The 25,721-nt window shown below is 67.8% G+C and carries 18 protein-coding genes, 1 tRNA gene and 7 pseudogenes; 12 read left to right on the top strand and 14 right to left on the bottom strand.

The features are described from left to right. Window positions 1-4: 4 nt before the first annotated feature. The 4 genes from AAF143_RS04090 to AAF143_RS04075 form a co-directional block, all read right to left on the bottom strand. Window positions 5-319, bottom strand: coding sequence for a DUF565 domain-containing protein (locus tag AAF143_RS04090; protein ID WP_261358939.1), 315 nt, complete (start codon window positions 317-319; stop codon window positions 5-7). Window positions 320-598: 279 nt separating this feature from the next. Next, complete coding sequence (locus tag AAF143_RS04085) at window positions 599-799, bottom strand: hypothetical protein (protein ID WP_255008253.1); 201 nt, start codon at window positions 797-799, stop codon at window positions 599-601. 89 nt (window positions 800-888) lie between these two features. Further along, entirely contained in the window at window positions 889-1,050 is a 162-nt protein-coding gene (locus AAF143_RS04080) for a PCP reductase family protein (protein ID WP_255008251.1), read from the bottom strand. Between the two features lie 259 nt (window positions 1,051-1,309). Beyond that, a tRNA-Ala gene (locus AAF143_RS04075) sits at window positions 1,310-1,382 on the bottom strand. 43 nt (window positions 1,383-1,425) lie between these two features. On the opposite strand from AAF143_RS04075, the gene AAF143_RS04070 reads away from it, so the two are divergent. Beyond that, window positions 1,426-1,653, top strand: coding sequence for a DUF2555 domain-containing protein (locus AAF143_RS04070; RefSeq protein ID WP_255008249.1), 228 nt, complete (start codon window positions 1,426-1,428; stop codon window positions 1,651-1,653). After that, a complete protein-coding gene (coaBC, locus tag AAF143_RS04065; protein ID WP_255008248.1) occupies window positions 1,643-2,908 on the top strand; it encodes a bifunctional phosphopantothenoylcysteine decarboxylase/phosphopantothenate--cysteine ligase CoaBC in 1,266 nt (421 codons plus the stop codon). Before AAF143_RS04070 ends, coaBC begins: the two co-directional genes overlap by 11 nt. Before the next feature lie 2 nt (window positions 2,909-2,910). On the opposite strand, the gene AAF143_RS04060 is transcribed toward coaBC, so the two are convergent. Beyond that, complete coding sequence (locus tag AAF143_RS04060) at window positions 2,911-3,255, bottom strand: hypothetical protein (RefSeq protein WP_255008246.1); 345 nt, start codon at window positions 3,253-3,255, stop codon at window positions 2,911-2,913. A 143-nt stretch (window positions 3,256-3,398) separates the two neighbouring features. Here AAF143_RS04060 and AAF143_RS04055 point away from each other — a divergent pair, with 143 nt between their 5' ends. The 5 genes and pseudogenes from AAF143_RS04055 to AAF143_RS04035 all read left to right on the top strand — a co-directional run bounded on the left by AAF143_RS04055 (window position 3,399) and on the right by AAF143_RS04035 (window position 8,894). Further along, the gene (locus tag AAF143_RS04055; protein WP_255008244.1) at window positions 3,399-4,211 is read left to right on the top strand and encodes a photosystem II manganese-stabilizing polypeptide; all 813 of its coding nucleotides are present in this window, start codon (window positions 3,399-3,401) and stop codon (window positions 4,209-4,211) included. Window positions 4,212-4,376: 165 nt separating this feature from the next. After that, window positions 4,377-5,546 (top strand): sulfate adenylyltransferase, encoded by a 1,170-nt coding sequence (gene sat, locus AAF143_RS04050; RefSeq protein WP_255008242.1) that lies wholly within the window; start codon window positions 4,377-4,379, stop codon window positions 5,544-5,546. A gap of 53 nt (window positions 5,547-5,599) precedes the next feature. After that, window positions 5,600-7,441 (top strand): annotated as a pseudogene (gene ftsH3, locus AAF143_RS04045) (ATP-dependent zinc metalloprotease FtsH3). After that, window positions 7,428-8,162 carry a bifunctional 4-hydroxy-2-oxoglutarate aldolase/2-dehydro-3-deoxy-phosphogluconate aldolase gene (locus AAF143_RS04040; RefSeq protein ID WP_414026887.1) on the top strand — a complete coding sequence of 245 codons (735 nt, stop codon included), beginning with the start codon at window positions 7,428-7,430 and terminating at the stop codon, window positions 8,160-8,162. The pseudogene ftsH3 and the gene AAF143_RS04040 overlap by 14 nt, the downstream one beginning before the upstream one ends. A gap of 24 nt (window positions 8,163-8,186) precedes the next feature. Beyond that, complete coding sequence (locus AAF143_RS04035; protein ID WP_255008239.1) at window positions 8,187-8,894, top strand: hypothetical protein; 708 nt, start codon at window positions 8,187-8,189, stop codon at window positions 8,892-8,894. A 216-nt stretch (window positions 8,895-9,110) separates the two neighbouring features. Here AAF143_RS04035 and aroC read toward each other — a convergent pair. From aroC to psbA, 3 pseudogenes are all read right to left on the bottom strand, one after another. Then, window positions 9,111-10,198 (bottom strand): annotated as a pseudogene (gene aroC, locus AAF143_RS04030) (chorismate synthase). 694 nt (window positions 10,199-10,892) lie between these two features. Next, a pseudogene (locus tag AAF143_RS04025) lies at window positions 10,893-11,197 on the bottom strand (chorismate synthase); the annotation flags it as partial. A 135-nt stretch (window positions 11,198-11,332) separates the two neighbouring features. After that, window positions 11,333-12,411, bottom strand: a pseudogene (gene psbA, locus AAF143_RS04020) (photosystem II q(b) protein). Window positions 12,412-12,625: 214 nt separating this feature from the next. On the opposite strand from psbA, the pseudogene AAF143_RS04015 reads away from it, so the two are divergent. Further along, window positions 12,626-14,208: pseudogene (locus tag AAF143_RS04015) on the top strand (photosystem II high light acclimation radical SAM protein). A gap of 6 nt (window positions 14,209-14,214) precedes the next feature. On the opposite strand, the gene AAF143_RS04010 reads toward AAF143_RS04015, so the two are convergent. Genes AAF143_RS04010 through AAF143_RS03995 form a run of 4 tightly spaced genes read right to left on the bottom strand, consistent with a single transcriptional unit; the run spans window position 14,215 to window position 17,382 of the window. Then, window positions 14,215-14,622 carry a carbonic anhydrase gene (locus AAF143_RS04010; protein WP_414026532.1) on the bottom strand — a complete coding sequence of 136 codons (408 nt, stop codon included), beginning with the start codon at window positions 14,620-14,622 and terminating at the stop codon, window positions 14,215-14,217. Then, window positions 14,543-15,814, bottom strand: coding sequence for a CPBP family intramembrane glutamic endopeptidase (locus AAF143_RS04005; protein ID WP_414026531.1), 1,272 nt, complete (start codon window positions 15,812-15,814; stop codon window positions 14,543-14,545). Before AAF143_RS04005 ends, AAF143_RS04010 begins: the two co-directional genes overlap by 80 nt. Then, a complete protein-coding gene (gene clpS / locus AAF143_RS04000) occupies window positions 15,815-16,129 on the bottom strand; it encodes an ATP-dependent Clp protease adapter ClpS (protein ID WP_255009695.1) in 315 nt (104 codons plus the stop codon). 20 nt (window positions 16,130-16,149) lie between these two features. Next, the gene (locus AAF143_RS03995) at window positions 16,150-17,382 is read right to left on the bottom strand and encodes an LL-diaminopimelate aminotransferase (RefSeq protein ID WP_255009655.1); all 1,233 of its coding nucleotides are present in this window, start codon (window positions 17,380-17,382) and stop codon (window positions 16,150-16,152) included. Between the two features lie 109 nt (window positions 17,383-17,491). Between AAF143_RS03995 and AAF143_RS03990 the strand changes: the two genes are divergently transcribed. From AAF143_RS03990 to AAF143_RS03980, 3 genes and pseudogenes are all read left to right on the top strand, one after another. Further along, window positions 17,492-20,194, top strand: a complete 2,703-nt coding sequence (locus tag AAF143_RS03990; protein ID WP_255009654.1) for a TIGR03960 family B12-binding radical SAM protein — start codon at window positions 17,492-17,494, stop codon at window positions 20,192-20,194. 424 nt (window positions 20,195-20,618) lie between these two features. Next, window positions 20,619-22,735: pseudogene (locus AAF143_RS03985) on the top strand (Rne/Rng family ribonuclease). Further along, entirely contained in the window at window positions 22,732-23,364 is a 633-nt protein-coding gene (locus tag AAF143_RS03980) for a ribonuclease HII (RefSeq protein ID WP_255009693.1), read from the top strand. The pseudogene AAF143_RS03985 and the gene AAF143_RS03980 overlap by 4 nt, the downstream one beginning before the upstream one ends. Here the strand turns inward: AAF143_RS03980 and AAF143_RS03975 are convergent. Next, window positions 23,330-23,842, bottom strand: coding sequence for a DUF1997 domain-containing protein (locus AAF143_RS03975; protein WP_255009651.1), 513 nt, complete (start codon window positions 23,840-23,842; stop codon window positions 23,330-23,332). The genes AAF143_RS03980 and AAF143_RS03975 overlap by 35 nt on opposite strands. Window positions 23,843-23,895: 53 nt before the next feature. Between AAF143_RS03975 and pheA the strand changes: the two are divergent. Then, a pseudogene (pheA, locus tag AAF143_RS03970) lies at window positions 23,896-24,743 on the top strand (prephenate dehydratase). 22 nt (window positions 24,744-24,765) lie between these two features. On the opposite strand, the gene AAF143_RS03965 reads toward pheA, so the two are convergent. Continuing rightward, window positions 24,766-25,689 carry a methyltransferase domain-containing protein gene (locus tag AAF143_RS03965; protein ID WP_414026530.1) on the bottom strand — a complete coding sequence of 308 codons (924 nt, stop codon included), beginning with the start codon at window positions 25,687-25,689 and terminating at the stop codon, window positions 24,766-24,768. Window positions 25,690-25,721 lie beyond the last annotated feature (32 nt).

The raw sequence follows: 25,721 nt of genomic DNA, 5'->3' as shown, positions 1-25,721 counted from the left end.
GGGCTCAGAGCAGCTTGAAGCCCTCCAGTAGCAGCCCGTAAAGCAGGCCGATCCGGGCCATGTCAAGCAGTTGCAGAGTGAGGGGATCTCCTCCCGCCTGCAGCAGGGGCCGACGCAGGCGGATGGCAGACTCCACCAGGACCACAGACACCAGGGCCGCCACGGGATCGAGCAGGGCCAGGGCTCCGGTGATCGTGGCAACGGCATTGCCGCAGGCGAAGGCGCTCAGCAGCACGATCAGCAGCAGAGAGGCACGCCGCCAGGGGTTCTGAGCCCAGCGCTGCAGCCGTTGGCCCGATCGGGCCAGGCTCAGGTGCAATCGGGTCTGCTGCGCTCGAACCACGACCCTGGGTGGGAAGAGGGGGCAGGACAGCCCCCAGGATGATCCCCATCACCCGGCCCGGTGCCCTGCCGGCCCTTGTCTACACCATTTCTGGCGTACTGGTGGCCTTCCTCCACCACAGATAGGGGATTCCAATAAAACAGCCCGGGCGAAGCCCGGGCCGGAATGATGGGGACAGCTGCAGAAAAGCCTGGGGGTCTCGCTCAGGCAAGCCGTCAGATGCGGCCGGATTTGTCAAGGGCTGGACGGACGCTTTCAGCCGTCGGCATCCTTGTTCTTGCGGGAGCCCTTGCCCTCGAGCAGTTCCAGCAGCGCTTCCATCTGGGCCATCACACCCCGCACCTCACCGGCCTCCGGCAGCAGCCCGTCGTCCATCACGCCCTGGTGCATCTCGCGCAGCTCCTGACGGATGTAGCGCAGATGGCTGACCACCTGTTCGCGCTTGGACTGCGACATGGAGAAACGGAGCCTCGATCGACCTCTCTTTTACCCCATCGCCGTCCCGGGCCGTTTTGCTGTCGCCCCAACGCCTTCGGCAGGGACCTTCACTTCTGGCCGAACTGACGCTTGGCTGATTCGTAAAAGCTGACGTAAATCAGCTCCAGGCCGGCGTCGCCGGCGAGGGCCTCGATGCGCCGGCGAACCGCCGGACGGACGAAGAAGGGGATCTCCTTGAGCTTGATTTCCGCTTCGGGGGTCCACGGCATGGGCTTTGAGCTGGTCGCATGGGGTGGATCAAAGGATCTCAGCTGGCCGCTGGAAAACCCAGGGGGGCCGACCTTCGCCGGTTTCGGTGCTCACCGCTCCTCCGCAAGGGCATGCTTCCCGATCGCGGAGCCGCCTGGGACGGCGAGGTCTCCCACCTGCACCCGAATCGGCACCTATGGCCGATCCGAAGGCCAGGATTGGGGAGCGCCTCAAGACGGCGATACGTCCCTCGGCCACTGGGTTGTGCGGTCGCTCAGATGGAGAATAGGGGACTCGAACCCCTGACCTCTGCAGTGCGATTGCAGCGCTCTACCAGCTGAGCTAATTCCCCCTGGGCGAAACTTATCACTGAAAACTCACGCCCTCCCGCCTTGGTGGACCCCACTGCCGACTCCTCGGTCCAGATCACCCCTGAGCTCCTGGAGGCGTTCGACGAAGCGGCCACAGCTGAGTTGGCTCAACGTCTTGATGAGGACGACTACCCCACCCCGTTCGGAGCGCTCCAGGACTGGCACCTGATGCGGGCGCTGGCGATCCATCGCCCGGAGCTGGCCCGGCCCTACGTCCACCTGGTGGACCAGGAACCCTTCGATGAGGAGTGAGGCCGAAGGCCCCATCCCGCCACCGGCCGACCCCCTCGCCGGTCGGCGCATCCTGGTGGCGATCACCGGCAGCATCGCGGCGGTGAAACTGCCCTTGGTGGTCAGTGCCCTGGCCCAGCGCGGGGCCGTGGTGCGCTGCGTGCTCACCCCCAGCGCCGAGCGGCTGGTGAGCCCGGTGGCCCTGGCCAGCCTCAGCCGCCAGCCGGTGCTGCTGGACGCGGATCAATGGAGCCACCGGGCGCCGCGGCCGCTGCACATCGAACTGGCGGAGTGGGCCGAGCTGATCCTGCTGGCGCCCCTGAGTGCCACCAGCCTCGCTCGCTGGGTTCATGGCCTCGGAGACACCCTGCTGGCCAGTGTGTTGCTGGCGGCCGAAGCCCCGGTGCTGGCCGCCGCCGCGATGAATACCGCCATGTGGGGCGCCCCCGCGGTGGGGGCCAACTGGCAGGCGCTGCAGGGATTCGATCGGGTGCTGCCCCTGGGGCCCCAGGCCGGCCTGCTGGCCTGTGATCGCCGCGGAGAGGGCCGTATGGCCGAACCCGAGGCGCTGCTGCTGGCCCTGGAATCATTGGCGGTCTGGGGCTGGCGCCGCGACTGGTGCGGCCGGCGCCTGCTGGTGACGGCCGGACCCACCCGGGAGCATCTGGACCCCGCCCGCTGCCTCACCAACCCCAGCACCGGGCGCATGGGGGTGCTGCTGGCCCAGGCCGCTCGCCTGCGGGGGGCCGAGGTGGATCTGGTCCATGGCCCCCTGGCTGTGGAGCCCGCCTGGCTCGATGGATTGGTCTGCCATCGGGTGGACTCAGCGGCCCAGCTGCAGGAGCGCCTGCACCAGCTGCAGCCGGGGGCCGATGCGATCGCCATGGCCGCCGCCGTGGCGGACCACCGGCCCGCCCAGCCCCTGGCTGAAAAGATGGATAAGGGATCCCTGGCGGCGGCCCTGGCCCAGGGCTGGCAGGAGGTGCCCGATCTGCTGATCGAACTGGTGGCCCGGCGCCCGGCTGGTCAGCGGCTGTTGGGATTTGCCGCCCAGAGCGGTGATCTGCTCTCCCAGGCGCGGGAGAAATACCTCCGCAAGGGCTGCGATCTGCTCTTCGCCAATCCGATCGATCGCCCCGGTGCCGGCTTCGGCTCCGCCTTCAACCAGGGCTGGCTGCTGGGTCCAGGCGGGCGGGAGCAGGCGATCGAACCGGCCACCAAGCTGGCGGTGGCCCACCGGCTGCTCTCGGCCCTGGGGGCGCTGCTGCCGGCCTGAGCTCAGGCCGGCAGGGGGCTGTCTTCGTCTGCGGGCTCCCGGTTGAGCAGATCCATGAACGTGCGCAACTGCAGCCGCGGGATGTAGGGCCAACCGCCGCTGCGCTCCATGCTCTGCAGCAGATCGAACAGGCGCTCGCGATGTTCCGGCAGGCTGGTACGAAAGGGTCCGTCCTGGATGGAGCGGTGCAGCCCTTCGAGCTGGCGCAGCAGGGTCAGCAGGGCATAGGAGTCGGAGGCGCGCTCCTGGGCCAGGTTGTCAATGGCTTCCAGCAGGGGTCCCAGCTGGGACTCGAGGCTGTCGTCGAGGCTGTTGGGGGCGGTCGGCGGGTGGCCTGCGGTGGTCATGAAATGGGGGCGGCAAGCTCCCGCATGGCGGGTTGTTGAGAGCCGCGACATGCTACGCGGAATCACGTTTTTGGACCTGTAGGATCCCGCTCGGGCGCACCCCGATTAGAGGTTTTCTCCTGCCTGTGCGGCTCCCCCCCACCATGCGTTTCCGTCCCTTGCTGGCCCTCGCGCTGGCGCTCTGTCTCACCCTGGTCACCGCCTGTGGCGGGGGTGCCAAGGCCGTCGAACGGGCCAACGTCACCTACGACGACATCGTGAACACCGGTAAGGCCAATGATTGCCCGACCCTTCCCGATTCCGCTCGCGGTTCCATCCCCCTCACGTCCGGCAGCCGTTATCAGCTGCGGGAAATCTGCCTCCATCCCACCGAGGTGTTCGTCAAGGGCGAACCGGCCAACAAGCGCCAGGAAGCCAAGTTCGTGGCCGGCCGGATCCTCACCCGCTTCACCTCCAGCCTCGATCAGGTCTATGGCGACCTGAGCGTCAACGCCGACACGCTCTCCTTCAAGGAGCTCGGTGGGATCGACTTCCAGCCGATCACCGTGCTGCTCCCCGGCGGCGAAGAAGTGACCTTCACCTTCTCGAGTAAGGAGCTTGTCGCTGAGGCCCAGGGCTCTGCCCTGAGCACCAGCACGGATTTCTCGGGGCCCTTCCGTGCCCCCAGCTACCGCACGAGCAACTTCCTTGATCCCAAGGGCCGTGGTTTGACCACCGGTGTCGAGTACGCCCAGGGCCTGGTTCCCGCCGGGGATGAGTTCAGAAGCGAGAGCATCAAGCGCTATGTCGATGGCACCGGCACCATGGAGTTCTCGATCACCAAGGTCGACCCGGCCACGGGTGAGTTTGCGGGCGTGTTCACCGCGGTTCAGCCCTCTGACACCGACATGGGCACCAAGAAGGCCGTCGATGTGAAGATCACCGGCCAGCTCTATGGCCGCCTCGAGCAGGGCTGATCGGCCCTCCCACAGGTGCTCAAAGGGGGCCCTTGGGCCCCCTTCTTCATGGGCGCCCGCGTCGGACGGGCCCCCATGGGGCAGGGGTGAAGACGTCCCACCGCCTCGCCAGCGGTCGTTCTGGGAGAATCCCCTGATGGCCTCCAACCGTTCGCCCTCGACTCGATGATCGCCACCGCCAGCCCAGGCCGCTCCCACGATTTGATCGCCCCCCACGGCGGTGTGCTGGTTGACCTGCGCTTGCCGGACGACCGTTGGGAGGAGCTCAGGGCGGGGGTGGATCACACCCTCGAGTGCTCCGACCGCAACGCCTGCGATGTGGAACTGCTGCTGGTGGGTGGCTTCTCGCCCCTGGGCGGCTTCATGCACCAGGAAGACTATGAATCGGTGGTCGAGCAGCACCGCACCAGCTCGGGCCTGCTGTTCGGCCTGCCGATCGTGATGGACACCAACGACGCCCGCCTCGGCGTCGGCGATCGCTTGTTGCTCACCTACCGGGGCCAGGACCTGGCGGTGATGACCGTCGAGAGCCGCTGGGAGCCTGACAAGCCCGCCGAGGCGCTGGGCTGCTACGGCACCACCTCGATCGAGCACCCGGCGGTGCGCATGATCATGGCCGAACGCGGCCGCTACTACCTGGGCGGATCGCTCCAGGGGCTTGAGCTGCCCAAGCGCGTCTTCCCCTGCCGCACCCCCGCCGAGGTGCGCGCCACCCTGCCTCCGGGGGAAGACGTGGTGGCCTTCCAGTGCCGCAATCCGATCCACCGCGCCCACTACGAGCTGTTCACCCGCGCCTTGCACGCCAGCAACGTCAGCGCCGATGCGGTGGTGCTGGTGCACCCCACCTGCGGCCCCACCCAGGGGGATGACATCGCCGGTGAGGTGCGTTTTCAGACCTACGAGCGCCTGGCGGCAGAGGTGGCCAATCCGCGCATCCGCTGGGCCTACCTGCCCTACTCGATGCACATGGCCGGGCCGCGGGAGGCGCTCCAGCACATGATCATCCGCAAGAACTACGGCTGCAGCCACTTCATCATTGGCCGCGACATGGCCGGCTGCAAATCCTCGATCAGCGGCCAGGATTTCTACGGCCCCTACCAGGCCCAGGATTTTGCCCGCGACCACGCCCCCGAACTGGGCATGGAGACGGTGCCGTCCTTGAACCTGGTGTACACGGAGGAGGAGGGCTATGTCACCGCCGAGCACGCCGAGGCCCGGGGGTTGCATGTGAAGAATCTGAGCGGGACCCAGTTCCGAAAGCTGCTGCGCAGCGGTGAAGCGATTCCGGAATGGTTCGCCTTCCGTAGCGTGGTGGAGGTGCTGCGGGCCGCCTGAGGTCCTGAGCGCCGGTTAACATTCCTTTACCTTTTTAGAGCGGAGATCGCAACGTGAAGAAGCGGTGGCGCAATGCCGGTCTGTATGTGCTGCTGGCGGTCGTGATGATCGCCATCGGCACGGCCTTCCTGGACCGGCCCGATCCAGCCACCGCCCCGCGCGTGCTGCGGTACAGCGACTTCGTCGAGGCGGTCACCGACAACCAGATCGCCCGGGTGCTGATCTCTCCGGATCGGGGCACCGCCCAGGTGGTGGAGAACGGCGGCCAGCGGGCCGTGGTCAACCTGGCCCCCGACAAAGACCTGCTCAAGCTGCTCACCGACCACAACGTCGACATCGCCGTGCAACCCAACCGCGAGCCGGCGGCCTGGCAGCAGGCCGTGGGCAGCCTGCTGTTCCCGTTGCTGTTGCTGGGGGGCTTGTTCTTCCTGCTGCGCCGGGCCCAGGGGGCGGCGGCAACCCGGCGATGAGCTTCGGCAAGAGCAAGGCACGGGTGCAGATGGAACCTCAGACCCAGGTCACCTTCGGTGATGTGGCCGGCATCGAGGGGGCCAAGCTTGAGCTCACGGAGGTGGTCGATTTCCTCAAGAACCCCGACCGCTTCACCGCCGTCGGGGCCAAGATTCCCAAGGGTGTGCTGCTAGTGGGCCCCCCGGCACCGGTAAGACTCTGCTGGCCAAGGCGGTGGCCGGCGAGGCGGGGGTTCCCTTCTTCTCCATCTCTGGGTCTGAGTTCGTGGAGATGTTCGTGGGTGTGGGTGCCAGCCGCGTGCGCGATCTGTTCGAGCAGGCCAAGAAGAACGCCCCCTGCATCGTCTTCATCGATGAGATTGACGCCGTCGGTCGTCAGCGGGGCGCGGGCCTGGGTGGCGGCAACGACGAACGGGAGCAGACCCTCAACCAGCTGCTCACCGAGATGGATGGCTTCGAGGGCAACAACGGCATCATCATCGTGGCGGCCACGAACCGCCCGGATGTGCTCGATTCGGCTCTCCTGCGGCCCGGGCGCTTTGACCGTCAGGTGGTGGTCGACCGGCCCGATTTCGCCGGACGCCTCCAGATTCTCGGCGTTCACGCCAGGGGCAAGACCATGGCCAAGGATGTCGACCTCGAGCGGGTCGCCCGCCGCACCCCCGGCTTCACCGGCGCTGACCTCTCCAACCTGCTCAATGAGGCGGCGATCCTGGCCGCCCGCCGCCAGCTCACCGAGATCTCCATGGATGAGGTCAACGACGCCATCGAGCGGGTGATGGCGGGTCCCGAGAAGAAGGACCGGGTGATGAGCGAGAAGCGCAAGCGGCTGGTGGCCTACCACGAGTCGGGCCATGCCCTGGTGGGGGCCCTGATGCCTGACTACGACCCGGTTCAGAAGATCAGCATCATTCCCCGTGGTCAGGCCGGCGGCCTCACCTTCTTCACCCCCAGCGAGGAGCGGATGGAATCCGGCCTCTACTCACGCTCCTATCTGCAGAACCAGATGGCCGTGGCCCTCGGCGGCCGGGTCGCCGAGGAGCTGATCTACGGCGAGGACGAGGTCACCACCGGTGCCTCCAACGACCTGCAGCAGGTGGCCCGGGTGGCCCGCCAGATGGTCACCCGCTTCGGCATGAGTGACCGCCTCGGCCCGGTGGCCCTGGGCCGCACCCAGGGGGTATGTTCCTCGGCCGCGACATCGCCGCCGAGCGTGACTTCTCCGAGGACACCGCCGCTGCGATCGACGATGAGGTGTCCGTGCTGGTGGCCCAGGCCTACAAGCGCGCCAGGGAGGTGCTCTCGAACAATCTGCCGGTGCTTGACGAACTCGCTGATCTGTTGGTGGAGAAGGAAACGGTGGATGCAGAAGAGCTTCAGGAGCTGCTGATCAACCGAGACGTGAAGGTGGCTGAGTACGTCTGAGTCGGCACCGCTGCTGAGCTCCCTGCGGAGTCAGCCCCTGCTGGCGGTACTGCGCTCACCACAGCCCCTCGCGCTCGTGGACCGGGTGGCCCAGCTCAATGGGCTGGGCCTGCGCCATGTGGAGATCGCCTTCAGCGCCCACCCGGCCTGGGCCGAGCAATGCCGTGAACTGCAGTTGCGCTTTCCGCAGGTGCTGTTCGGTGCGGCCTCCGTGCGCTCAGCAGAGGCCCTGGCCAGCGTCGCCGAAGCCGGCCTTGGCTATGCCATGGCTCCTGTGCTCGAGCCGACGCTGATCGAGCAGGCCGGGGATCTCGGCATCCTCCTGGTGCCCGGGGTGATGACCCCCACCGAGGTGCACCAGGCGATCACCCTGGGCTGCGCCCTGGTCAAGCTGTTCCCCGCCGCCAGCGTTGGAGCCACCTACTGGCGATCACTCCTGGGGCCGATGGGGCCGTTGCCGTTCTGCATCGCTGCCGGTGGCCTGAGGGTCGTCGACGTGCCGGAGTGGTTGCGGCAAGGGGTGGATGCGGTCGCCCTTGGTCAGGGTCTCTTTGCCGATCCCCTGGATGGCGCGGCCCAGGAGCCGTTGCTCGATCCCCGCCTGGGCGAACTGATGCGGGGGCTTGAGGAGGGCCAGAAGCCTCCCAGGGGGAGAAGATTTCACGCTGATCGCAACCGCTGCGGTTGTCGATCAGTTGTCAACTCTGAGTCCAGGTGTTAGTTATACGTCAGCCTCGTCACGTACATGTCCCAGATCACCATCAAGCTCAGCGATAAGGCCGACGCCCTGATTGCCCAGCTTCAGAAGGAAATTTTCAACCGGCGTCGCAAGAAGGTCTCTGCCGCCGGGGTGATCGAAACCCTCGTCGAGAGCGGTGCCAAGTCACAGTCCGACAAGCGCTTCGCCACCTCCTGGACCAACCTGGTCGCCGACATCGAAAAGGCGGCGAAGGTCGCCGATGCCCATGGCAGCAAGCCCGCCAACCTCACCGACGCTGAGTGGGCGATTGTGCTCAGCCACCGCACCCGCTCCGGTGGGGCCGCCAGGCCGTCGGCTCGCAAGGCTCCTCTCGCCAAAGCCAAAACCAAGCCGACCGCCAGCAAAGCAGCGGCCAAGCCCTCCGCCGCCAAGTCCACCCGGGCGAAGCCAACCGCCACCAAGACGGCGAAAGCGAAGTTGACGACCACCAGGACCAGCGCCGCCAAAGCGGCGGTCACCAAGACCGCCACCGCGCCGTCGGCGCTCAAGAAGCCTGCCGCCCGCAAAGCCACCTCCACCAAAGTCACCACGACCAAAGCAACGGCTTCCAAGGCAACCGCTTCCAAAGCAACCATGACCAAGCCCGCCGCCGGCAAGACGACAACCCGCAAAACAGCCACAGCCAAGCCCGCTGCCGCCAAGACCGCCCCGGCCAAGACCTCTCCGGCCAAGACCCCCCGGCCAAGACCGTAGGCAAGCCTGGGGCTGCCGCCAAGTCCACGGCCAAGACCGCTCCGCGCAAGGCCAGCCGTTCCTCGGTGGCCCAGCGCATGGCCAAGGCGGTCACCCGACTGGGCAGCACCGGTGCGGCCCCGAGCCCCAATGGCGTCACCGCCGCCAAGATCACGGCGCCCCCTGCTGAGTGAAGGCCTTCAGGCCCGTCTGTTCAGGTGCAATGGCCGGCGGCGATCACCAGAGACTGCACTGACCCTGCTGCCTCAGCAGGTGGTCCGCCAACACCAGGGCCACCATCGCCTCCACCATCGGCACCGCTCGAGGCAGAACACAGGGATCGTGGCGTCCCCTGGCTTCGAGCGTCATCGCTTCACCGGCGGCATTGATCGTTTGCTGGGCCTTGCGAATCGTGGCCGTGGGTTTGAAGCCCACCCGCAGGCGGATCTCCTCGCCGTTGCTGATGCCCCCCTGGATGCCGCCGGAGTTGTTGCTGGCGGTGTGCAGGCGGCCGTCGTCGCTGGGCAGGAAGGCATCGTTGTGTTCACTGCCCTTGAGCAGGGTGCCGCCGAAACCCGAGCCGATCTCAAACCCCTTGGTGGCCGGCAGCGACATCAACGCCTTGGCCAGGTCGGCCTCGAGCTTGTCGAACACCGGCATGCCCAGACCCACCGGGGGCCGCCGGACCACGCATTCGATCACGCCGCCGCAGGAGTCGCCTTCCCGGCCGATCGCCTCGATGCGCTCGATCATCTGATCGGCCACGGCGGCATCAGGGCAGCGCACAATCGTGGCCTCCACCGCCTCGCGGCTCACGGCAGCGGCGTCGATCGCCGCCTCGATGGTGTGGATGCGCTGCACCCAGGCGATCACCTCCGTGCCATGGGCTTTGGCCAGGAGCTGGCGGGCGATGGCGCCGGCGGCGACGCGTCCAATCGTTTCCCGGGCCGAGGCGCGGCCGCCGCCGCTGCTGGCCTGAATGCCGTACTTGGCCTGGTAGGTGGCATCGGCATGGGAGGGCCGGAAGGCGATCTGCATCTCCCTGTAGTCGCCAGGGCGCTGGTCCTTGTTGCGCACCATCAGGGCGATCGGCGTGCCCAGGGTGACCCCGTCCAGCACACCGCTGAGGATCTCGACGCGGTCGTCCTCCTTGCGGGGGTGGTGATCTTGCTCTGGCCGGGTTTGCGGCGATCGAGTTCGGCCTGGATGGCGCCGAGATCGAGTTCCAGCCGGGGCGGGCAGCCATCGACGATCACACCGACACCGCCGCCGTGGGATTCACCGAAGGTGCTGATGCGAAAGAGCTGCCCGAAGCTGCTGCCCATGGCTGAATCCCGTTGGCTGGAGCCTACAAAGTCGGGGCTGTCGAAAAAAAACCTCGCTGCCCCCTGGTGCCGGAGCTCCAAACTGCCGACGCTCCGCCCCCGGCGCCCGCATTTCCCACCGAGGAGGCACCCGGGCCGCCCTGGCGCCTGCGTCACCCCCCCGCACCGCCGGGGAGCCAACACCGCCCACGTGCGCTCGACGGTGCCGCCTCCGTTAGCCACGCGTCTCGGCCGGCGCTCCGGGCGCCCCCCCGTGCGCTCCCTGCCTGCGCGCTCACCGCCGCCGTGCGTGCTCGCACCAGGCAGATGTCGAGATGCACTTCCACCCAGACGATCACCACCATACCTGGGCTTTAGCCGGGAGCTGGCGACAGATGGTGCCAGCAACAGCACGTCCAATCGTTTCCAGACCGGAGGGGGGAGAGAGAAGAAGGAAGAAGGAAGCCCCCCCCCCCCCCCCCCCCCCCCCCCCCCGCGCGCACGCACCCCGCGCGCCGCCCCCCCCCCCCCCCGCTACCACCACCACCCCCCCCCCCCCGTGTGTGTGTGTGTGTGTGTGTGTGTGTGTGTATAATAGTGTGTGTGTGTGTGTGTGTGTGAGCGGGGAGGTGGTGACCCACCGTGCCCCACCCACTACTAAGCACGAATACCATGCACCAACCTAGTAAAATTAACATCCAACATGTCGGAGGGCCCGGAAGGCGATCTGCATCTCCCTGTAGTCGCCAGGGCGCTGGTCCTTGTTGCGCACCATCAGGGCGATCGGCGTGCCCAGGGTGACCCCGTCCAGCACACCGCTGAGGATCTCGACGCGGTCGTCCTCCTTGCGGGGGTGGTGATCTTGCTCTGGCCGGGTTTGCGGCGATCGAGTTCGGCCTGGATGGCGCCGAGATCGAGTTCCAGCCGGGGCGGGCAGCCATCGACGATCACACCGACACCGCCGCCGTGGGATTCACCGAAGGTGCTGATGCGAAAGAGCTGCCCGAAGCTGCTGCCCATGGCTGAATCCCGTTGGCTGGAGCCTACAAAGTCGGGGCTGTCAGGGAGCGCGGCGGTTCCGCTCCCCTGCGGCCCATGAAAAAGCCCCTCTCTCGAGGGGGCCATGCCATCAACCGATAGAGGTCGCGTTGCGAATCAACCGATCGCCGGGGCGGTCAGCGCCACGGGGGTGGCGGTGGCGGCCGCCAGGTCAAGCGGGAAGTTGTGAGCGTTGCGCTCGTGCATCACTTCCATGCCCAGACCAGCGCGGTTCACCACATCAGCCCAGGTGTTGATCACGCGGCCTTGGCCGTCGAGGATCGACTGGTTGAAGTTGAAACCGTTCAGGTTGAAGGCCATCGTGCTCACGCCAAGGGCGGTGAACCAGATGCCGATCACGGGCCAGGCAGCCAGGAAGAAGTGCAGGCTGCGGCTGTTGTTGAACGAGGCGTACTGGAAGATCAGGCGACCGAAGTAGCCGTGGGCGGCCACGATGTTATAGGTCTCCTCTTCCTGGCCGAACTTGTAGCCGTAGTTCTGGGACTCGCTTTCGGTCGTCTCACGCACCAGCGAGCTGGTCACCAGCGAGCCGTGCATGGCCGAGAACAGGCTGCCGCCGAACACACCGGCCACGCCGAGCATGTGGAACGGGTGCATCAGGATGTTGTGCTCCGCCTGGAACACCAGCATGTAGTTGAAGGTGCCGGAGATGCCGAGGGGCATGCCGTCGGAGAAGGAACCTTGACCGAAGGGGTAGATCAGGAACACGGCGCTGGCAGCTGCCACGGGGGCGGAGTAGGCGACGCAGATCCAGGGGCGCATGCCGAGGCGGTAGGAGAGTTCCCACTCACGACCCATGTAGGCAAAGATGCCGATCAGGAAGTGGAAGACCACCAGCTGGTAGGGACCACCGTTGTAGAGCCACTCGTCGAGGCTGGCGGCTTCCCAGATGGGATAGAAGTGCAGGCCGATGGCGTTGCTGGAAGGAACGACAGCGCCGGAGATGATGTTGTTGCCGTAAAGCAGGCTGCCGGCAACGGGCTCACGGATGCCGTCGATGTCGACGGGGGAGCGGCGATGAAGGCAACGATGAAGCAGGTGGTGGCGGCCAGCAGGGTGGGGATCATCAGCACACCGAACCAACCCACGTAGAGGCGGTTGTCGGTGGAGGTGACCCACTCACAGAACTGGTTCCAAGGAGTAGCGCCGGAGCGCTGCTGGATGGTGGTGGTCATAAGAGCGAGAGGGTTGCCCCCGTAAGGGGACGGTTAGGTAGGACGGCACCCGGGGCGGGCGCTGCCTGGGGAAGTGTAACAGAACATTGCGCGATGTGAGGAAAGCTTGAGGGTAAGGATCGGGCGAGGGGGTCGCCGGGGCGGTTGTCCCCCGGCCGCTGCGGCCGGCAGCGCTGGCGGAGTTGTTAGCGTCCAAGCTCGCCTGAGCGCTCGGATGTCGCCGATCGACCCGGCCCAGCGGGTGCTGATCATCCGCCTGCCGTGCAACCCGATCTTCCCTATAGGCCCGGTCTACCTGGCCGACCACCTTCACAAGCGTTTTCCGGAGCTCCCCCAGCGGATCCTGGATCTGGCGGCTCTTTCGGCGCTGGATGTGGAGCGGGTGCTGCTGGCCACGATCGAGGCCTTCCGCCCCAGCCTGCTGGTGTTCTCCTGGCGCGACATTCAGATCTATGCCCCGGTGGATGGCCGCAGTGGCAACCCCCTGCAGCACTCCTTCGAGGTCTTTTACGCCGCCAACCCCCTACGCCGGCTGCGCGGAGCCCTGGGGGGCCTGCGGCTGATGGCAGCCTTCTATGGCGAGCTCTGGCGCAACCTGCGCCTGGTGCGCCGGGGTCTGCGGCGCGCCCGCCGCTTCCATCCCGGGGCCAAGGTGGTGATCGGCGGCGGGGCGGTGAGCGTCTTCTACGAGCAGCTCGGCCAGAAGTTGCCCCGGGGCACGGTGGTGTCGGTGGGCGAGGGGGAGCCCCTGCTCGAAAAGCTGATCCGGGGCGAAAGTCTTGATAGCGAGCGCTGCTTCGTGGTCGGGGAGCCGCCGCGGCCGGGGCTGATCCATGAGCAGCCCGCGGGCCTGGTCAAGACCGCCTGCGATTACCCCTACATCGCCTCGATCTGGCCCCAGCTCGACTGGTACCTCGATGGCGGCGACTTCTACGTGGGCGTGCAGACCAAACGTGGCTGCCCCCACAACTGCTGTTACTGCGTCTACACGGTGGTGGAGGGCAAGCAGGTGCGCGTCAACCCCGTGGAAGAGGTGGTGGCGGAGATGCGTCAGCTCTATGACCGTGGCGTGCGCGGCTTCTGGTTCACCGACGCCCAGTTCATCCCGGCGCGCCGCTACATCGAGGACGCCAAGGAGCTTCTGCGGGCCATCTCAGCCGCCGGCATGGGCGACATCCACTGGGCCGCCTACATCCGCGCCGACAACCTCGATTCCGAACTGGCGCAGCTGATGGTGGCCACCGGCATGGACTACTTCGAGATCGGCATCACCTCTGGCTCCCAGGAGCTCGTGCGCAAGATGCGCATGGGCTACAACCTGCGCACCGTGCTCGAGAACTGCCGCCTGCTGGTGGCGGCGGGCTTCCGCGCCCAGGTCTCGGTGAACTACTCCTTCAACGTGATCGACGAGCGGCCGGAGACCATCCGCCAGACCATCGCCTACCACCGCGAACTGGAGCAGATCTTCGGCGCCGCCAACGTGGAGCCGGCGATCTTCTTCATCGGCCTCCAGCCCCACACCCACCTGGAGCAGTACGGCTTCGAGCAGGGGCTGCTCCAGCCCGGCTACAACCCGATGAGCATGATGCCCTGGACGGCCCGCAAGTTGCTCTGGAACCCGGAACCCATGGGGCGTGTGTTCGGCCGGATCTGTCTGGAGGCCTTCGATCAGGGGGGCAGGATTTCGGCCGCACGGTGATGGCGCTGCTGGAGCGCGACTACGGGGTGGCGCCCCTTGATGAGGCTCTGTCGGCGCCGGTGGAGGGTCGGCGCGCCCTGGCCACGGCCGTGCGCTGAGAAGGTTTAGGCATTCAGCAGCGTGACCCGGCCGGTGGCGATGTCGTAGACGCTGGAGCGGATCGTCAAGCGGCCTTCGCTCACCGCCTGGCGCACCAGGTCGCTCTTGGCGCTGAGCTGTTCGGCGGAGCGCCGCGCGTTGCGGGTGATCGCCTGCTGGAGGTCATCGCCGGGCTGCAGGCTGGCGCGAATCGGCGCCACCAGTTCGCTCAGCAGAGGCGTGAGTGGATCGGAGGCCAAAGCGGCCGTCACCGCTCCGCAGCCGCTGTGGCCCACCACCAGGGCCAGGGGTACCGCCAGGTGATCGATGGCGTACTCCAGGGAGGCGATGGCGTCATCGAAGGCGGTGTTGCCGGCGCTGCGGATCACGAACAGATCCGAAGGGGCCGCATCGAAGATCCATTCCGGGGCCACGCGTGAATCGGCGCAGGCCAGGACCACGGCCCAGGGGGCCTGACCGCCCACCAAGGTGGAGGCAGGCGTGATGCAGTTGTGGCGCCAGAGGTGGTTGAGGGCCCGGCTCCGGGCCAATGGGGTGGTGGCTCGGTCGGCCTGGCTCCAGGCGGCGGCGAAGCGGGCGTTGCCATTGATCAGGGCCTGGAGGGGATCCGCCGGCCGGCAGATCGCCAGGGCATCGCTGGGATCCTCGGCCCCTGCCGCGTCCGCCAAGGCGAACACACCGGCCACGGCCAGGGCGCTCTGGCCAAGAAGCCATCGCCGGCGGGTGATCAAGGGAAGCCTGGATGGGCTTTGGATTCTCGCCCCACCAACGCCGGCGCACAGCCAACAAAGCAGCCAGCCCCAGCCAGCCCAGCAGACCCCCGATCGGGTTGGGGCTGGCGCCTCCAGGGCCCACCAGCCAGAGCGGTGCGCCGGGGGAGAGGCTGATCAGACCGCCCTGGAGCAGGAACCAGCCCCCCACCAGACCGCCATGGAGCCCGACGGCCCCCCAGAGCACACCCCCATCGGAGCGCCGTTGCAGGGCCAGGGCGATCCCCAAAAGCAGCAGGCCGCCCTTGAGGGCCAGCAGCGCCAGCCAGCCCTGGGCCAGGGGGTAGGGATGCACCAGGCTGAAGATCAGCGCTTGGGCCAGCAGGGCCCGCTGGCCGCCAAGACCCAGGGCCAACTCTCCCCAGAGCCAGCCGCGAAAGAGCAGTTCCTCTGCGAAGCCCACCCCCAGCATCAGGGCCAGGGCGTTGGCGAGCTGAGCAGGCGTGATCCCTGGGCCCGTGCGGGCCGCGCCGCCCAGCAGCAGCCCAGCGCACACCAGGGCCAGCAACAGAAGCGCCTTGAGCAGCCCGCGCAGCAGGGCCTGGAGGGCGGCCGGCAGGGGCACAGCCACCCCGAGCCGGCGCCAGGCCCGGGGTTCACCCCAGCGGCGCCGCAGCCAGGCGGGCAGGGTGAGCAGCAGCAGCGCGAAGCTCACCAGCGTGCCTGCCAGGTTCACCTGGTCGGGGCGCAGGCCCGGAGCCAGCAGGGCCAGGGGCCGAGCCAGCAGCCAACCGGAGAGAAGCAACAGCGGCAGGTAGCCCACCGCCAAAAGCCAACCTCCCGGGCGCCGCCCACCGCCATGGGTGACTGGCGCTGGCGGCGGGGTGAGCCCCATTCAGCCCTCGGGCTCGATCGAGCTGGTCAGCCCCTTGGCCTTGAGGCGTTCGCTGTAGAACTCCGCCGGCTCGATGTCACAGACGATCACCAGGCCGATGCCGGTGTTGTGGGCTTCGAGCATCACGGCGATGGCATCCTGCTCGCTGAGCAGGGGCACCACCTCCCGCAGGGTCGAGACCACGAACTCCATGGTGCTGACCGGGTCGTTGTGCAGCAGCACCTTGTAGCGGGGCGATGGCTTGCGCACCCGCTGAAGGTCCTTGTCGAGCACCGTCGCGCCGCCTGGGCTGCGGCTTGGCGTCTCCACCGCCATGGGGTTGAAGGCAATGACGTTCAAAGTCTGACAGCGGCGATGCGGGCCATGGCCTCCTCCACGTTGGCGCGGCTGTTGAAGGCTGAGAGCCGGAAGTAGCCCTCGCCGGCGGCGCCGAAGCCGCTGCCGGGGGTGCCGACCACGTGGGCCTCCTTCAACAGTTTGTCGAAAAAGCCCCAGGAATCGAGGCCTTCGGGTGTTTTCAACCACACGTAGGGGGCCTGCTCGCCGCCATAGACGCTCAGGCCTGCGGCCGACAGCTCCCTTCGGATGATCGCCGCGTTCTCCATGTAGAAGCCCACCAGGGCCTTCACCTGGGCCTGGCCCTCGGGGGAGTACACCGCTTCGGCTCCACGCTGCACGATGTAACTGACGCCGTTGAACTTGGTGCTCTGGCGGCGGTTCCACAGGCCCCAGAGCTCTACCGGTTCGCCCTGGGCCGTGGTGCCCGTGAGGCCCCGGGGCACCACGGTGAGCGCGCAGCGGGTGCCGGTGAAGCCGGCGTTCTTGGAGAAGGAGCGGAACTCGATCGCGCACTGGCGGGCACCCTCGATCTCATAGATCGAATGGGGTAGCTCGGGATCTGAGATGAACGCCTCGTAGGCGGCATCGAACAGGATCAGGGCGCCGTTGGCGAGGGCGTAGTCGACCCAGCGCTTCAGCTGGGCCCTGGTGGCCACGGCGCCGGTGGGGTTGTTGGGGAAGCAGAGGTAGATCAGGTCCACCTGGCCCTCGGGCAGGGGCGCGGTGAAATCGTTGGCGGCGGTGATCGGCAGGTAGGTGAGGCCGCCGTACTGACCGGCGCCGTCGGCGTCGCCGGTGCGCCCCGCCATCACGTTGCTGTCCACGTAGACCGGATACACCGGGTCGGTGACGGCGATGCGGTTGCCCTCGCCGAGGATGTCGAGGATGTTGCTGCTGTCGCACTTCGAGCCGTCGGAGACGAAGATCTCCTCGGCGCTCACGTCGCAGCCGCGGGCCTGGAAATCGTGCTGGGCGATCGCCTCGCGCAGCCACAGGTAGCCCTGCTCGGGGCCGTAGCCGTGGAAGCCCTCGCGGGTGCCGAGTTCATCCACGGCCGCCTTCATGGCGGTTTGGCAGGCCTCCGGCAGGGGTTCGGTGACATCGCCGATGCCCAGGCGGATGATCGGTGCTTCGGGGTGGGCTTCGCTGAACGCCTTCACCCGCCGGGCGATCTCGGGGAACAGATAGCCCGCCTTGAGTTTGAGGTAGTTGCCGTTGACCTGGACCACGGGGGTGCGACGCCGGTTCGGATGGGCGGCATCCTCCTATGGCGCCGCCCCGTCTGGCGGCCCCGGGAGGGCTGCCTAGCATCGGCGTCCGCCCTGCGGCCCTGATCCGATGACTGCCGCAGCCGCTCAGGTCCGCGCCGGTGAGCTGCCCGTGCCGTTCGAGCCGTTGGTGGATCGGGGCATCGCCAAACCCGGTCGCTACCTCGGCAACGAGCGCGGCGTCGAGCCGCGCGACTGGAGCGAGGCCTGGCCGGCGGCGCGGGTGCGCTGGTGTCTCACCTACCCCGAGCTCTACGAGGTGGGGGCCAGCAATCTCGGCCACATTCTTCTGTATTCGATCCTCAACGCCGTTCCTGGGCAGCTCTGTGATCGCTCCTACCTGCCGGCGCCCGACCTGGCCGCTCGGCTGCGGGAGCAGGGACAGCCCCTGTTTGCCGTCGAGAGCCGGCGGGCGCTGGCCGCCTTCGACCTGCTCGGCTTCAGCCTCAGCTACGAACTCGGGGCCACCAACATCCTCGAGATGCTCGATCTGGCGGGGATCCCGATCCGGGCCAGCGAGCGGGGCGATCGTCCCCTCACCGATCCGGCGGCCCCGCCGCTGATCTTCGCCGGCGGTCCCACCGCCACCAGCAACCCGGAGCCTTTCGCCGCCTTCTTCGACTTCATCGCCCTCGGCGATGGCGAGGAGCTCCTGCCGGAGATCGGCCTGGTGGTGGCCGAGGCCAAGGCGGCGGGCCTGGGTCGCCGCGAGCTGCTGCGCGACCTGGCCCAGGTGCCCGGGGTCTATGTGCCCAGCCTCTACGGACGCGGCCCCGATGGGGTGTCGATCGTGCCGCTCGAACCTGATCTTCCCAAGCGGCTGCTGCGGCGGGTGGCCACGCCGATGCCCCACTACGCCATGGGGCTTGTGCCCCACATCGAAACGGTCCACGACCGGCTCACGATCGAGATCCGCCGGGGCTGCACCCGCGGCTGTCGCTTCTGTCAGCCGGGCATGCTCACGCGCCCGGCCCGCGATGTGGAGCCCGAGGCGGTGATCGAGGCGGTGGAAACCGGCATGGAGCGCACCGGTTACAGCGATTTTTCGCTGCTCTCACTCAGCTGCTCCGACTACCTGGCCCTGCCGGCGGTGGGGGTGGAGCTGCGCAATCGGCTGGCGGAGCACAACGTCAGCCTGAGCCTGCCCAGCCAGCGGGTGGACCGCTTCGATTCCAACATCGCCCACATCCTTGGCGGCACCCGCCGCTCGGGCCTCACCTTCGCTCCCGAAGCCGGCAGCCAGAGGCTGCGGGACATCGTCAACAAGGGACTCACCGACGCCGAGCTGCTGCGGGGGATCCGCACGGCGATGGAGAACGGTTACCGCAAGGTCAAGCTCTATTTCATGATCGGCCTGCCGGGGGAAACCGATGCCGATGTGGTCGGCATCGCCAACACATGCCGGCAGCTGCAGCAGAACTGCCGTGATCTGGGGCGGCTGGAGCTCAACCTCACGATCAGCAACTTCACCCCCAAGCCCCATACGCCCTTCCAGTGGCACAGCGTCTCCACAGGCGAATTCCGCCGGCGCCAGGAGCTGCTGCGCCGCGAGCTGCGGGCGTTGCGGGGGCTGAAGACCAATTTCACTGATCCACGTCTTTCGGCGATGGAGGACTTCGTCGGTCGGGGTGACCGGCGGCTGGCGCCGGTGATCGAGGCCGCCTGGCGCGCCGGCGCTGGCCTCGATGCCTGGTTCGAGACGATCGAGCGCACCCACGCCGCCTGGACGGGTGCGATCGAGGCGGCGGGTCTGGGGGGCCGTTACCGGGCCCTGGAGTTGGGGAGCTGGTCGGCCACCGAAGCGCTGAGCGCCGCTGATCTGGCGGCGTTCTGCCGCCAGCCCCTGCCCTGGGATCACATCGACACCGGTGTCGACAAGGCCTGGCTGGCGGATGACCTGCAGCGGGCGCTCGCGGCGGTGGTGGTGCCCGATTGCTCCTTTGACGGCTGCAGCAGCTGCGGGGTCTGTGGCCCTGAGTTCGGCCACAACGTGGTGGTGCCGCCCCCGCCGATTCCAGCCCCTCTGCCGCCACGGGCGCCCGCCAGCGAGCGGCTGCAGCGGTTGCGTTTCCGCTTCGCCAAGACGGGGGATCTGGCCCTGCTCAGCCACCTCGATGGCGTGAGGATGCTGGAGCGCGCCCTGCGCCGCAGCGGCCTGCCTGTGAGCTTCACCGGTGGCTTCCACCCCCTGCCTCGCTTGGAGTTCGCCCTGGCGCTGCCCCTGGGGGTTGAGGCGGCTGGCGATTGGCTGGATCTGGAGATGGCGGCGCCCACCGCCCCCGAGGAGGTGCTCAGGCGGCTCCAGGCCCAGCTCCCGGCGGGGTTTCAACTGTTGTCGGTGCGCGAGGTCCCGTTGGGTGGCGCCAGCCTGTCCCAGGAGTTGGTCGCCTCCACCTGGAGCCTGGAGCTGCTGGATCCGGGCCCGGTCCCGCTGGGGTCGGCCGAATGGCAGCACGCCATGGAGGCGTTATTGGCCGCGTCCCAGTGGATCTGGCAGGACACCGACAAGAAGGGGCGTCCCCGGGAACGGGACCTGCGCCCCTACCTGGAGGAGTTGGCGTGTCTGGAGCCAGGGCCCACGGATCCCCAGGGCACGGTCCGTTTGCGCTACCACGCGCGGATTGATCCCCAGGGGCGCAGCCTGCGGCCGGAGCATCTGCAGGGCTGGTTCGCCGAACGGCTCGCGCGGCCCCTGGCCCTGGGCCGGCAGTGCCGCGAGCAACTGGGGTTGCGGGGCGAGAGCACCCCCGATCAGAGGCCCGTGCTAATTTGACTTCAAGACGGCAGAACGATTGCAGATCACAACCTGCAACCTGCCCTCCGGATCAGCTTTCTTGAATCCACCGTTCCAGAAAGCCGTTTCACTCGGCACCGTTTGGATTTTGGACGCGCAGCTCCTGCTTCTTGCGCCTCATTGATCGATCGAGGGCTCAGGCCATACCGATCGATCCGCTGCGCATGCGGGCTGTCCATTCCCTGGTCCCACCGGCCGTCTTGCTCTGCCGATCAGGCGGGGTTTTCGCAGTCGTCATACCGTCCGGCGTCCACTCTGAGCTTCTTTCCCGCAACGGTTCCCCAGTCCCTCCCCAGCGCCCTCGGAAGCAGCGCTGGGAGAGGGTCAGGTCCGCTTGCATTCCCTCCAGGGGATGTTCCCTCCCGCACGGCAGGGCTCCGCTGAGCCTCCCTCCCTTTCCTCCATGCCCCAGCAGATCGTCATCGCCGAGCAACTGCGCATCGCCGCAGTCCTCAACGACGACCGTGTTGACGAATTGGTCGTGGCCCAGGGGCGTTACCAGATCGGTGACGTCTACCTGGGCACTGTCGAAAATGTGCTTCCCGGCATTGATGCCGCCTTCGTCAACATCGGCGAAGGCGAGAAGAACGGCTTCATCCACGTCACCGACCTGGGCCCCCTGCGGCTGAAGAAGGGCGTCGTCGGCATCACCGAGCTGCTGGAGCCCCGCCAGAAGGTGCTCGTGCAGGTGATGAAGGAGCCCACGGGCACCAAGGGCCCCAGGCTCACCGGCAACCTCACCCTGCCCGGCCGCTTTCTGGTGCTGCAGCCCCACGGCCAGGGGGTGAACATCTCCCGCCGCATCGACAGCGAGAACGAACGCAACCGGCTGCGGGCCCTCGGGGTGTTGATCAAGCCCCCGGCGCAGGTCTGCTGGTGCGCACCGAAGCAGAGGGGGTCAGCGAAGAGTTGCTGATCGACGACCTCGAGAACCTGCTGCGTCAGTGGGAGGGCATCCAGCTGGCGGCTGAAAGCGCCTCACCGCCGGAGCTGCTCAACCGCGACGAAGATTTCATCCACCGCGTTCTGCGCGACCTCTACAGCCCCGATGTGGTGCGCGTCGTGGTCGACAGCGCCGAGGCGGTCGGCCGCGTCAACGCCTTTCTGGGGGCCGACCAGGCCAACCTGCTAGTGGAGCACCACCGCGAATCCAACGAGATTCTCGAGCACCACAAGGTCAATGCGGCGATCCGCGATGCCCTCAAGCCCCGGGTCGATCTGCCGTCGGGTGGCTACGTGATCATCGAGCCCACCGAGGCGCTCACCGTCATCGACGTCAACTCTGGCTCGTTCACCCGTTCGGCCAACGCCCGTGAAACGGTCCTGTGGACCAACTGCGAGGCGGCGGTGGAGATTGCCCGCCAGCTCAAGCTGCGCAACATCGGTGGGGTTGTGATCATCGACTTCATCGACATGGAGTCGCGCCGCGATCAGCTGCAGTTGCTGGAGCATTTCACCCAGGCCGCCCGCGACGACACGGCCCGCCCCCAGATTGCCCAGCTCACCGAGCTCGGTCTGGTGGAGCTCACCCGCAAGCGCCAGGGTCAGAACATCTACGAACTCTTCGGCCGGGCCTGCCCCAGCTGTGGAGGCCTCGGCCATGTGGCCGTTTTGCCGGGCAAGGACACCCTCCAGCCCCTGGCCACCCTCACCGGTCTGGTGCGCTCCGCCGCCTCCGCCCGGGCCGAGGTGCTCAGCCCCTCCGCGGCCACGGAATCCTCGGGCCGCCGCCGCCGCGGCGGGCGTGGGGGCCGCGGCTCCAGCGACGGCTACGACGCCGGTGTCAACCCATTGCCCACCGCCTCGTTCAACAACTCCGACGAGTTCTCCGTCGTTCCGATCCTCACCTCGCTTGAGTCGTCAGCCAACGGGGGCAGCGCCAACGGCGGCTATGGCCATGGCGGCCCCTCCAATGCCGGCGGATCGGAGGGGGGCAGCCGTCGGCCGGAACCTGACCTCGTGGTTGTGCCCATGGATCCCGAGCAGGAGCTTGTCTATGGCTGGCTCGGTCTCAACCCTGCCCTGCTCCTCGATCCCGTCCCAAGCACCGACAACCTGGTGGTGCGCGTGGTGCGTCCGGGCGACGATGCCGAGGCGGTGCTCGAGGAGGCCCGGCAGCAACTGTCCGCCAGCGGCCCCCGCCGCCGCCGCCGCCAACGCGGTGGTGGAGATGGTGCGGCCAACCAAGGTCGTGATGGTGCCACCGAGCCGTTCAGCGGTGGCGATCGCGCCTTCGAGGCCGAACGAGGCGCCTCCCCGGCGGCGCTGGTGGAGATCACCCCGCTGCCGGTGACCAGCTTCGAGCCCACCAGCGCCTACGGTGCCGCCGATTCCAATCTGGCCTCCGTGGTGATCGAACCCGCGGCCGCCCAGCCTTCGCTGCCGGCCTCCAACGGCGCGCCTGCCCCCTCCCGTCGCACCACCACCAAGGTGGTGCCCGCCGAGGAATCCGCCAGCGGTGAGGAAGGTACCGATGGGGAGCCCCGCCGCCGCCGCCGCCGGTCCTCAGCGGCCCGCTGAACGAAGCTCCGCACCCATCGCCATGGGATCCCGGTCTCTGTGCCGGGGTCGACGAGGTGGGTCGAGGGGCTCTGTTCGGTCCCGTTTTTGCGGCGGCGGTGGTGCTGCCTCAGGAGGCGATCGAGCCCCTTCAAGCCGCGGGCCTCACCGACAGCAAGGCGCTCACTGCCCGCCGCCGTCAGCTGTTGGTGCCGCGCATCACGGCCGCCGCCAGCGCCTGGGGGATCGGTCAGGCCTCGGCCCGGCAGATTGATCGGGAGGGCATCCGCGCGGCCACCGAGGCGGCCATGCGCCGGGCCCTGCAGCGGCTGGCGCTGACCCCGACCTTGGTGCTCGTGGATGGAGTTCTGCCCCTTCGGGGCTGGCCCGGTGAGCAACGCACGATCGTGCATGGCGACAGCCGCTGCGCCGCCATCGCCGCCGCCAGTGTGCTGGCCAAGGAGGCCCGCGATGCTCTGATCAAGCGGTTGGCCCAGCGCTACGCGGGTTACGGTCTGGAGCGCCACGTCGGTTATGGCACGCCCCAGCACCGTCAGGCCGTGCTGGGGCGTGGAGCCACCGACCTGCACCGCCACAGTTTCCTGGGCCGGTTGCTCAGTGGATCAGGCACCACTGCTCGAAATCTTTGAGCAGCTGCTTGCTCACCCGGGTCTTCATGCCCTTGAGCAAGCCCCCCAGCAGTGAGCCGCCGGTGGCGCTCAGCACCGAGGCCGGGATCAACTTCAGCAGCGGCGGCCTGCTGACGGTGACGCTCAAGGAGGCTTCCCCTTCCAGGGACCGGCCCGTGGCCATCAACCAGGAGCTCAAGCTGAGCTGGAACTCTTCGATCATCCCGAGGCCCACCAGTTGAGCGTCGATGGCCTCGATGGCGAGTCTTCCCGGAGTCGTTGTCGACTGAAGCTCCACCACCGGCTGGATCTGGAGTTGGAACACCTGCAGATGGGTGACCTCGTAGCGGTAGTGTCCCGTACCGAGGCTGGTCAGCTGAAGGGGATCGAAGAGGGCTTCGATGATCCGCCGCTCATCGGCGAGGTAATCGTTAAGCCGCTCGCTCTGTTCCCTCACCGGGATCACCAAGTGCTGGGAGGCGCTGAAGGTCAGGTTCATCGCCTGAAGGTCGGCGCGGCATGATCCTATCGACCTGAGTCCTGGCCCTCCCCATGCGCCTCGCCTTTCTTGGCCCCGTCGGCACCTACGGCGAACAGGCCGCCGTGCGCCTGGCGGAGCTGAGTGGGGATGTCAACCCGGAGCTGGTGCCCCAGGCAGGCATCCGGGCCGTGATCCAGGCGCTTGCCCGGGGCACCTGTGACGCCGCCGTGGTGCCCGTCGAGAATTCCGTGGAGGGGGCGTCACCGCCTGTCTCGATGCCCTCTGGGAGCATCCGGAACTGGCGGTGGTTCACGCCCTGGTGCTGCCGATCCGCCATGCCCTGCTGGGCAGCGGTCCGATCAGTGGGATCAGCGAGGTGCTCTCCCACCCGCAGGCACTGGCCCAGTGCAGCCAATGGTTGGGCGATCACCTGGGCGGGGCCCTTCAGCTCCCCACCAGCTCCACCGCCGAGGCGGCCCGGATGGTCTCCGGCAGCCGTTTCCGTGGTGCCGTGGCCTCCCTGGAGGCGGCCCAGCAGCATGGTCTGGAGGTGCTGGCGTACCCGATCAACGATGTGGCGGGCAACTGCACGCGCTTTCTGATGTTGCGCCGCGGAGAGCGGGGCCTCGATGGCCCCATGGCCAGCCTCGCCTTCTCGCTCCATGCCAACCGTCCGGGTGCGCTGCTGGAGGCCTTGGGCTGCTTCGCCGACCGCTCGCTGAACATGAGCCGGATCGAATCGCGGCCCTCGAAGCGGGAAATGGGCGAGTACATCTTCTTCGTTGATCTCGAGCCGATCGAGGGTCGCCTGGCCCTGGAGCAGGCGATTCAAGCGTTACGCCCGCTCTGCCAGCACCTGGCGCTGTTCGGCGCCTACCCGCTCACGAACCTGGCCGGCCCTGAGGAGGACACGGCCTGAGGGGCGTTCGGAACCCGGTGATTCAGTCGGCCTTGCGCAGCCGGAACACCCCGAACTGCATCAGTCCGGTGGCGAAGGCCCAATGCATCAGCAACAGGGTGGGGATTTCCCTGAGCCCCTTGAGCACGGCGCTGGGACCGAGGCCCAGGACGGCGCTGGGGCGGCGCACCCCTTCGAGGATCGAATCGATCCAGGAGGGCAGGGTGACAGCGCTCCAGTCGTCGGTGCCCACGGCCGCCGCTGATCCCAGGTGCTCGCTTCGCTCCAGGTGACGCCGGAAGCCATTGATGCTGGCGAATTCCGGGTGGGCCCATTGATCGAGCAGCTGGCGCAGCACCCAGCGCTCGGTGGCCGTGGTGGCTTGGAGCGCGGGATCGCGTCGGTTCCAATCGGCCACAGCCAGGAGACCACCTGGCCTGAGCACCCTCAGCAGCTCATCGGCGTAGCGCTGCTTGTCGGCCATGTGGGGCCCTGCCTCCACGCTCCAGACCGCATCGAAGCTCCCATTGGGAAACTCGAGCGCCAGGGCATCCATCAGCTCGAATCGGCAGGACAGTCCGCTGGGGGTCAGGGACCTGGCCCGCTCGATCTGGCCCGGGCTGATGCTGATGCCCACCACCTGGAAGCCGTAGTCACGGGCCAGGATCCTGGCGCTGCCACCGATGCCGCAGCCCACATCCAGCAGCGTGCTGCCAGGGGGTAGTCGATCGAGGCCGCTCCAGCGCACCAGGGCATGGACGAAGTCCTCCTTGGCGCGGCGAAAATCCACCCGGCGGGGGCTGCCGTAGTGGCCCAGGTGCACGTGCTCGCCCCAGAGGCGCTCAAGCAGCTGGTCGTCTGTCCAGCGGTCGTAGGCCTCCGCCACCGTGGCCGAGCTCTGGAACTGGCGGCCGTGGCGTTGCCACAGCCACAGCGCCAGGGCCAGCGCCAACGCGAGCAGCAGCATGGCCAGCAGGACCTGCCCAGGGAACGCCAATC

The organism is Cyanobium sp. ATX-6F1 (assembly GCF_047395825.1).
In the GTDB taxonomy this organism is placed as follows: Bacteria; Cyanobacteriota; Cyanobacteriia; order PCC-6307; family Cyanobiaceae; genus ATX-6F1.
The sequence above is the reverse complement of the archived record's forward strand: the minus strand, read 5'-3'. Positions and strand labels throughout refer to the sequence as shown.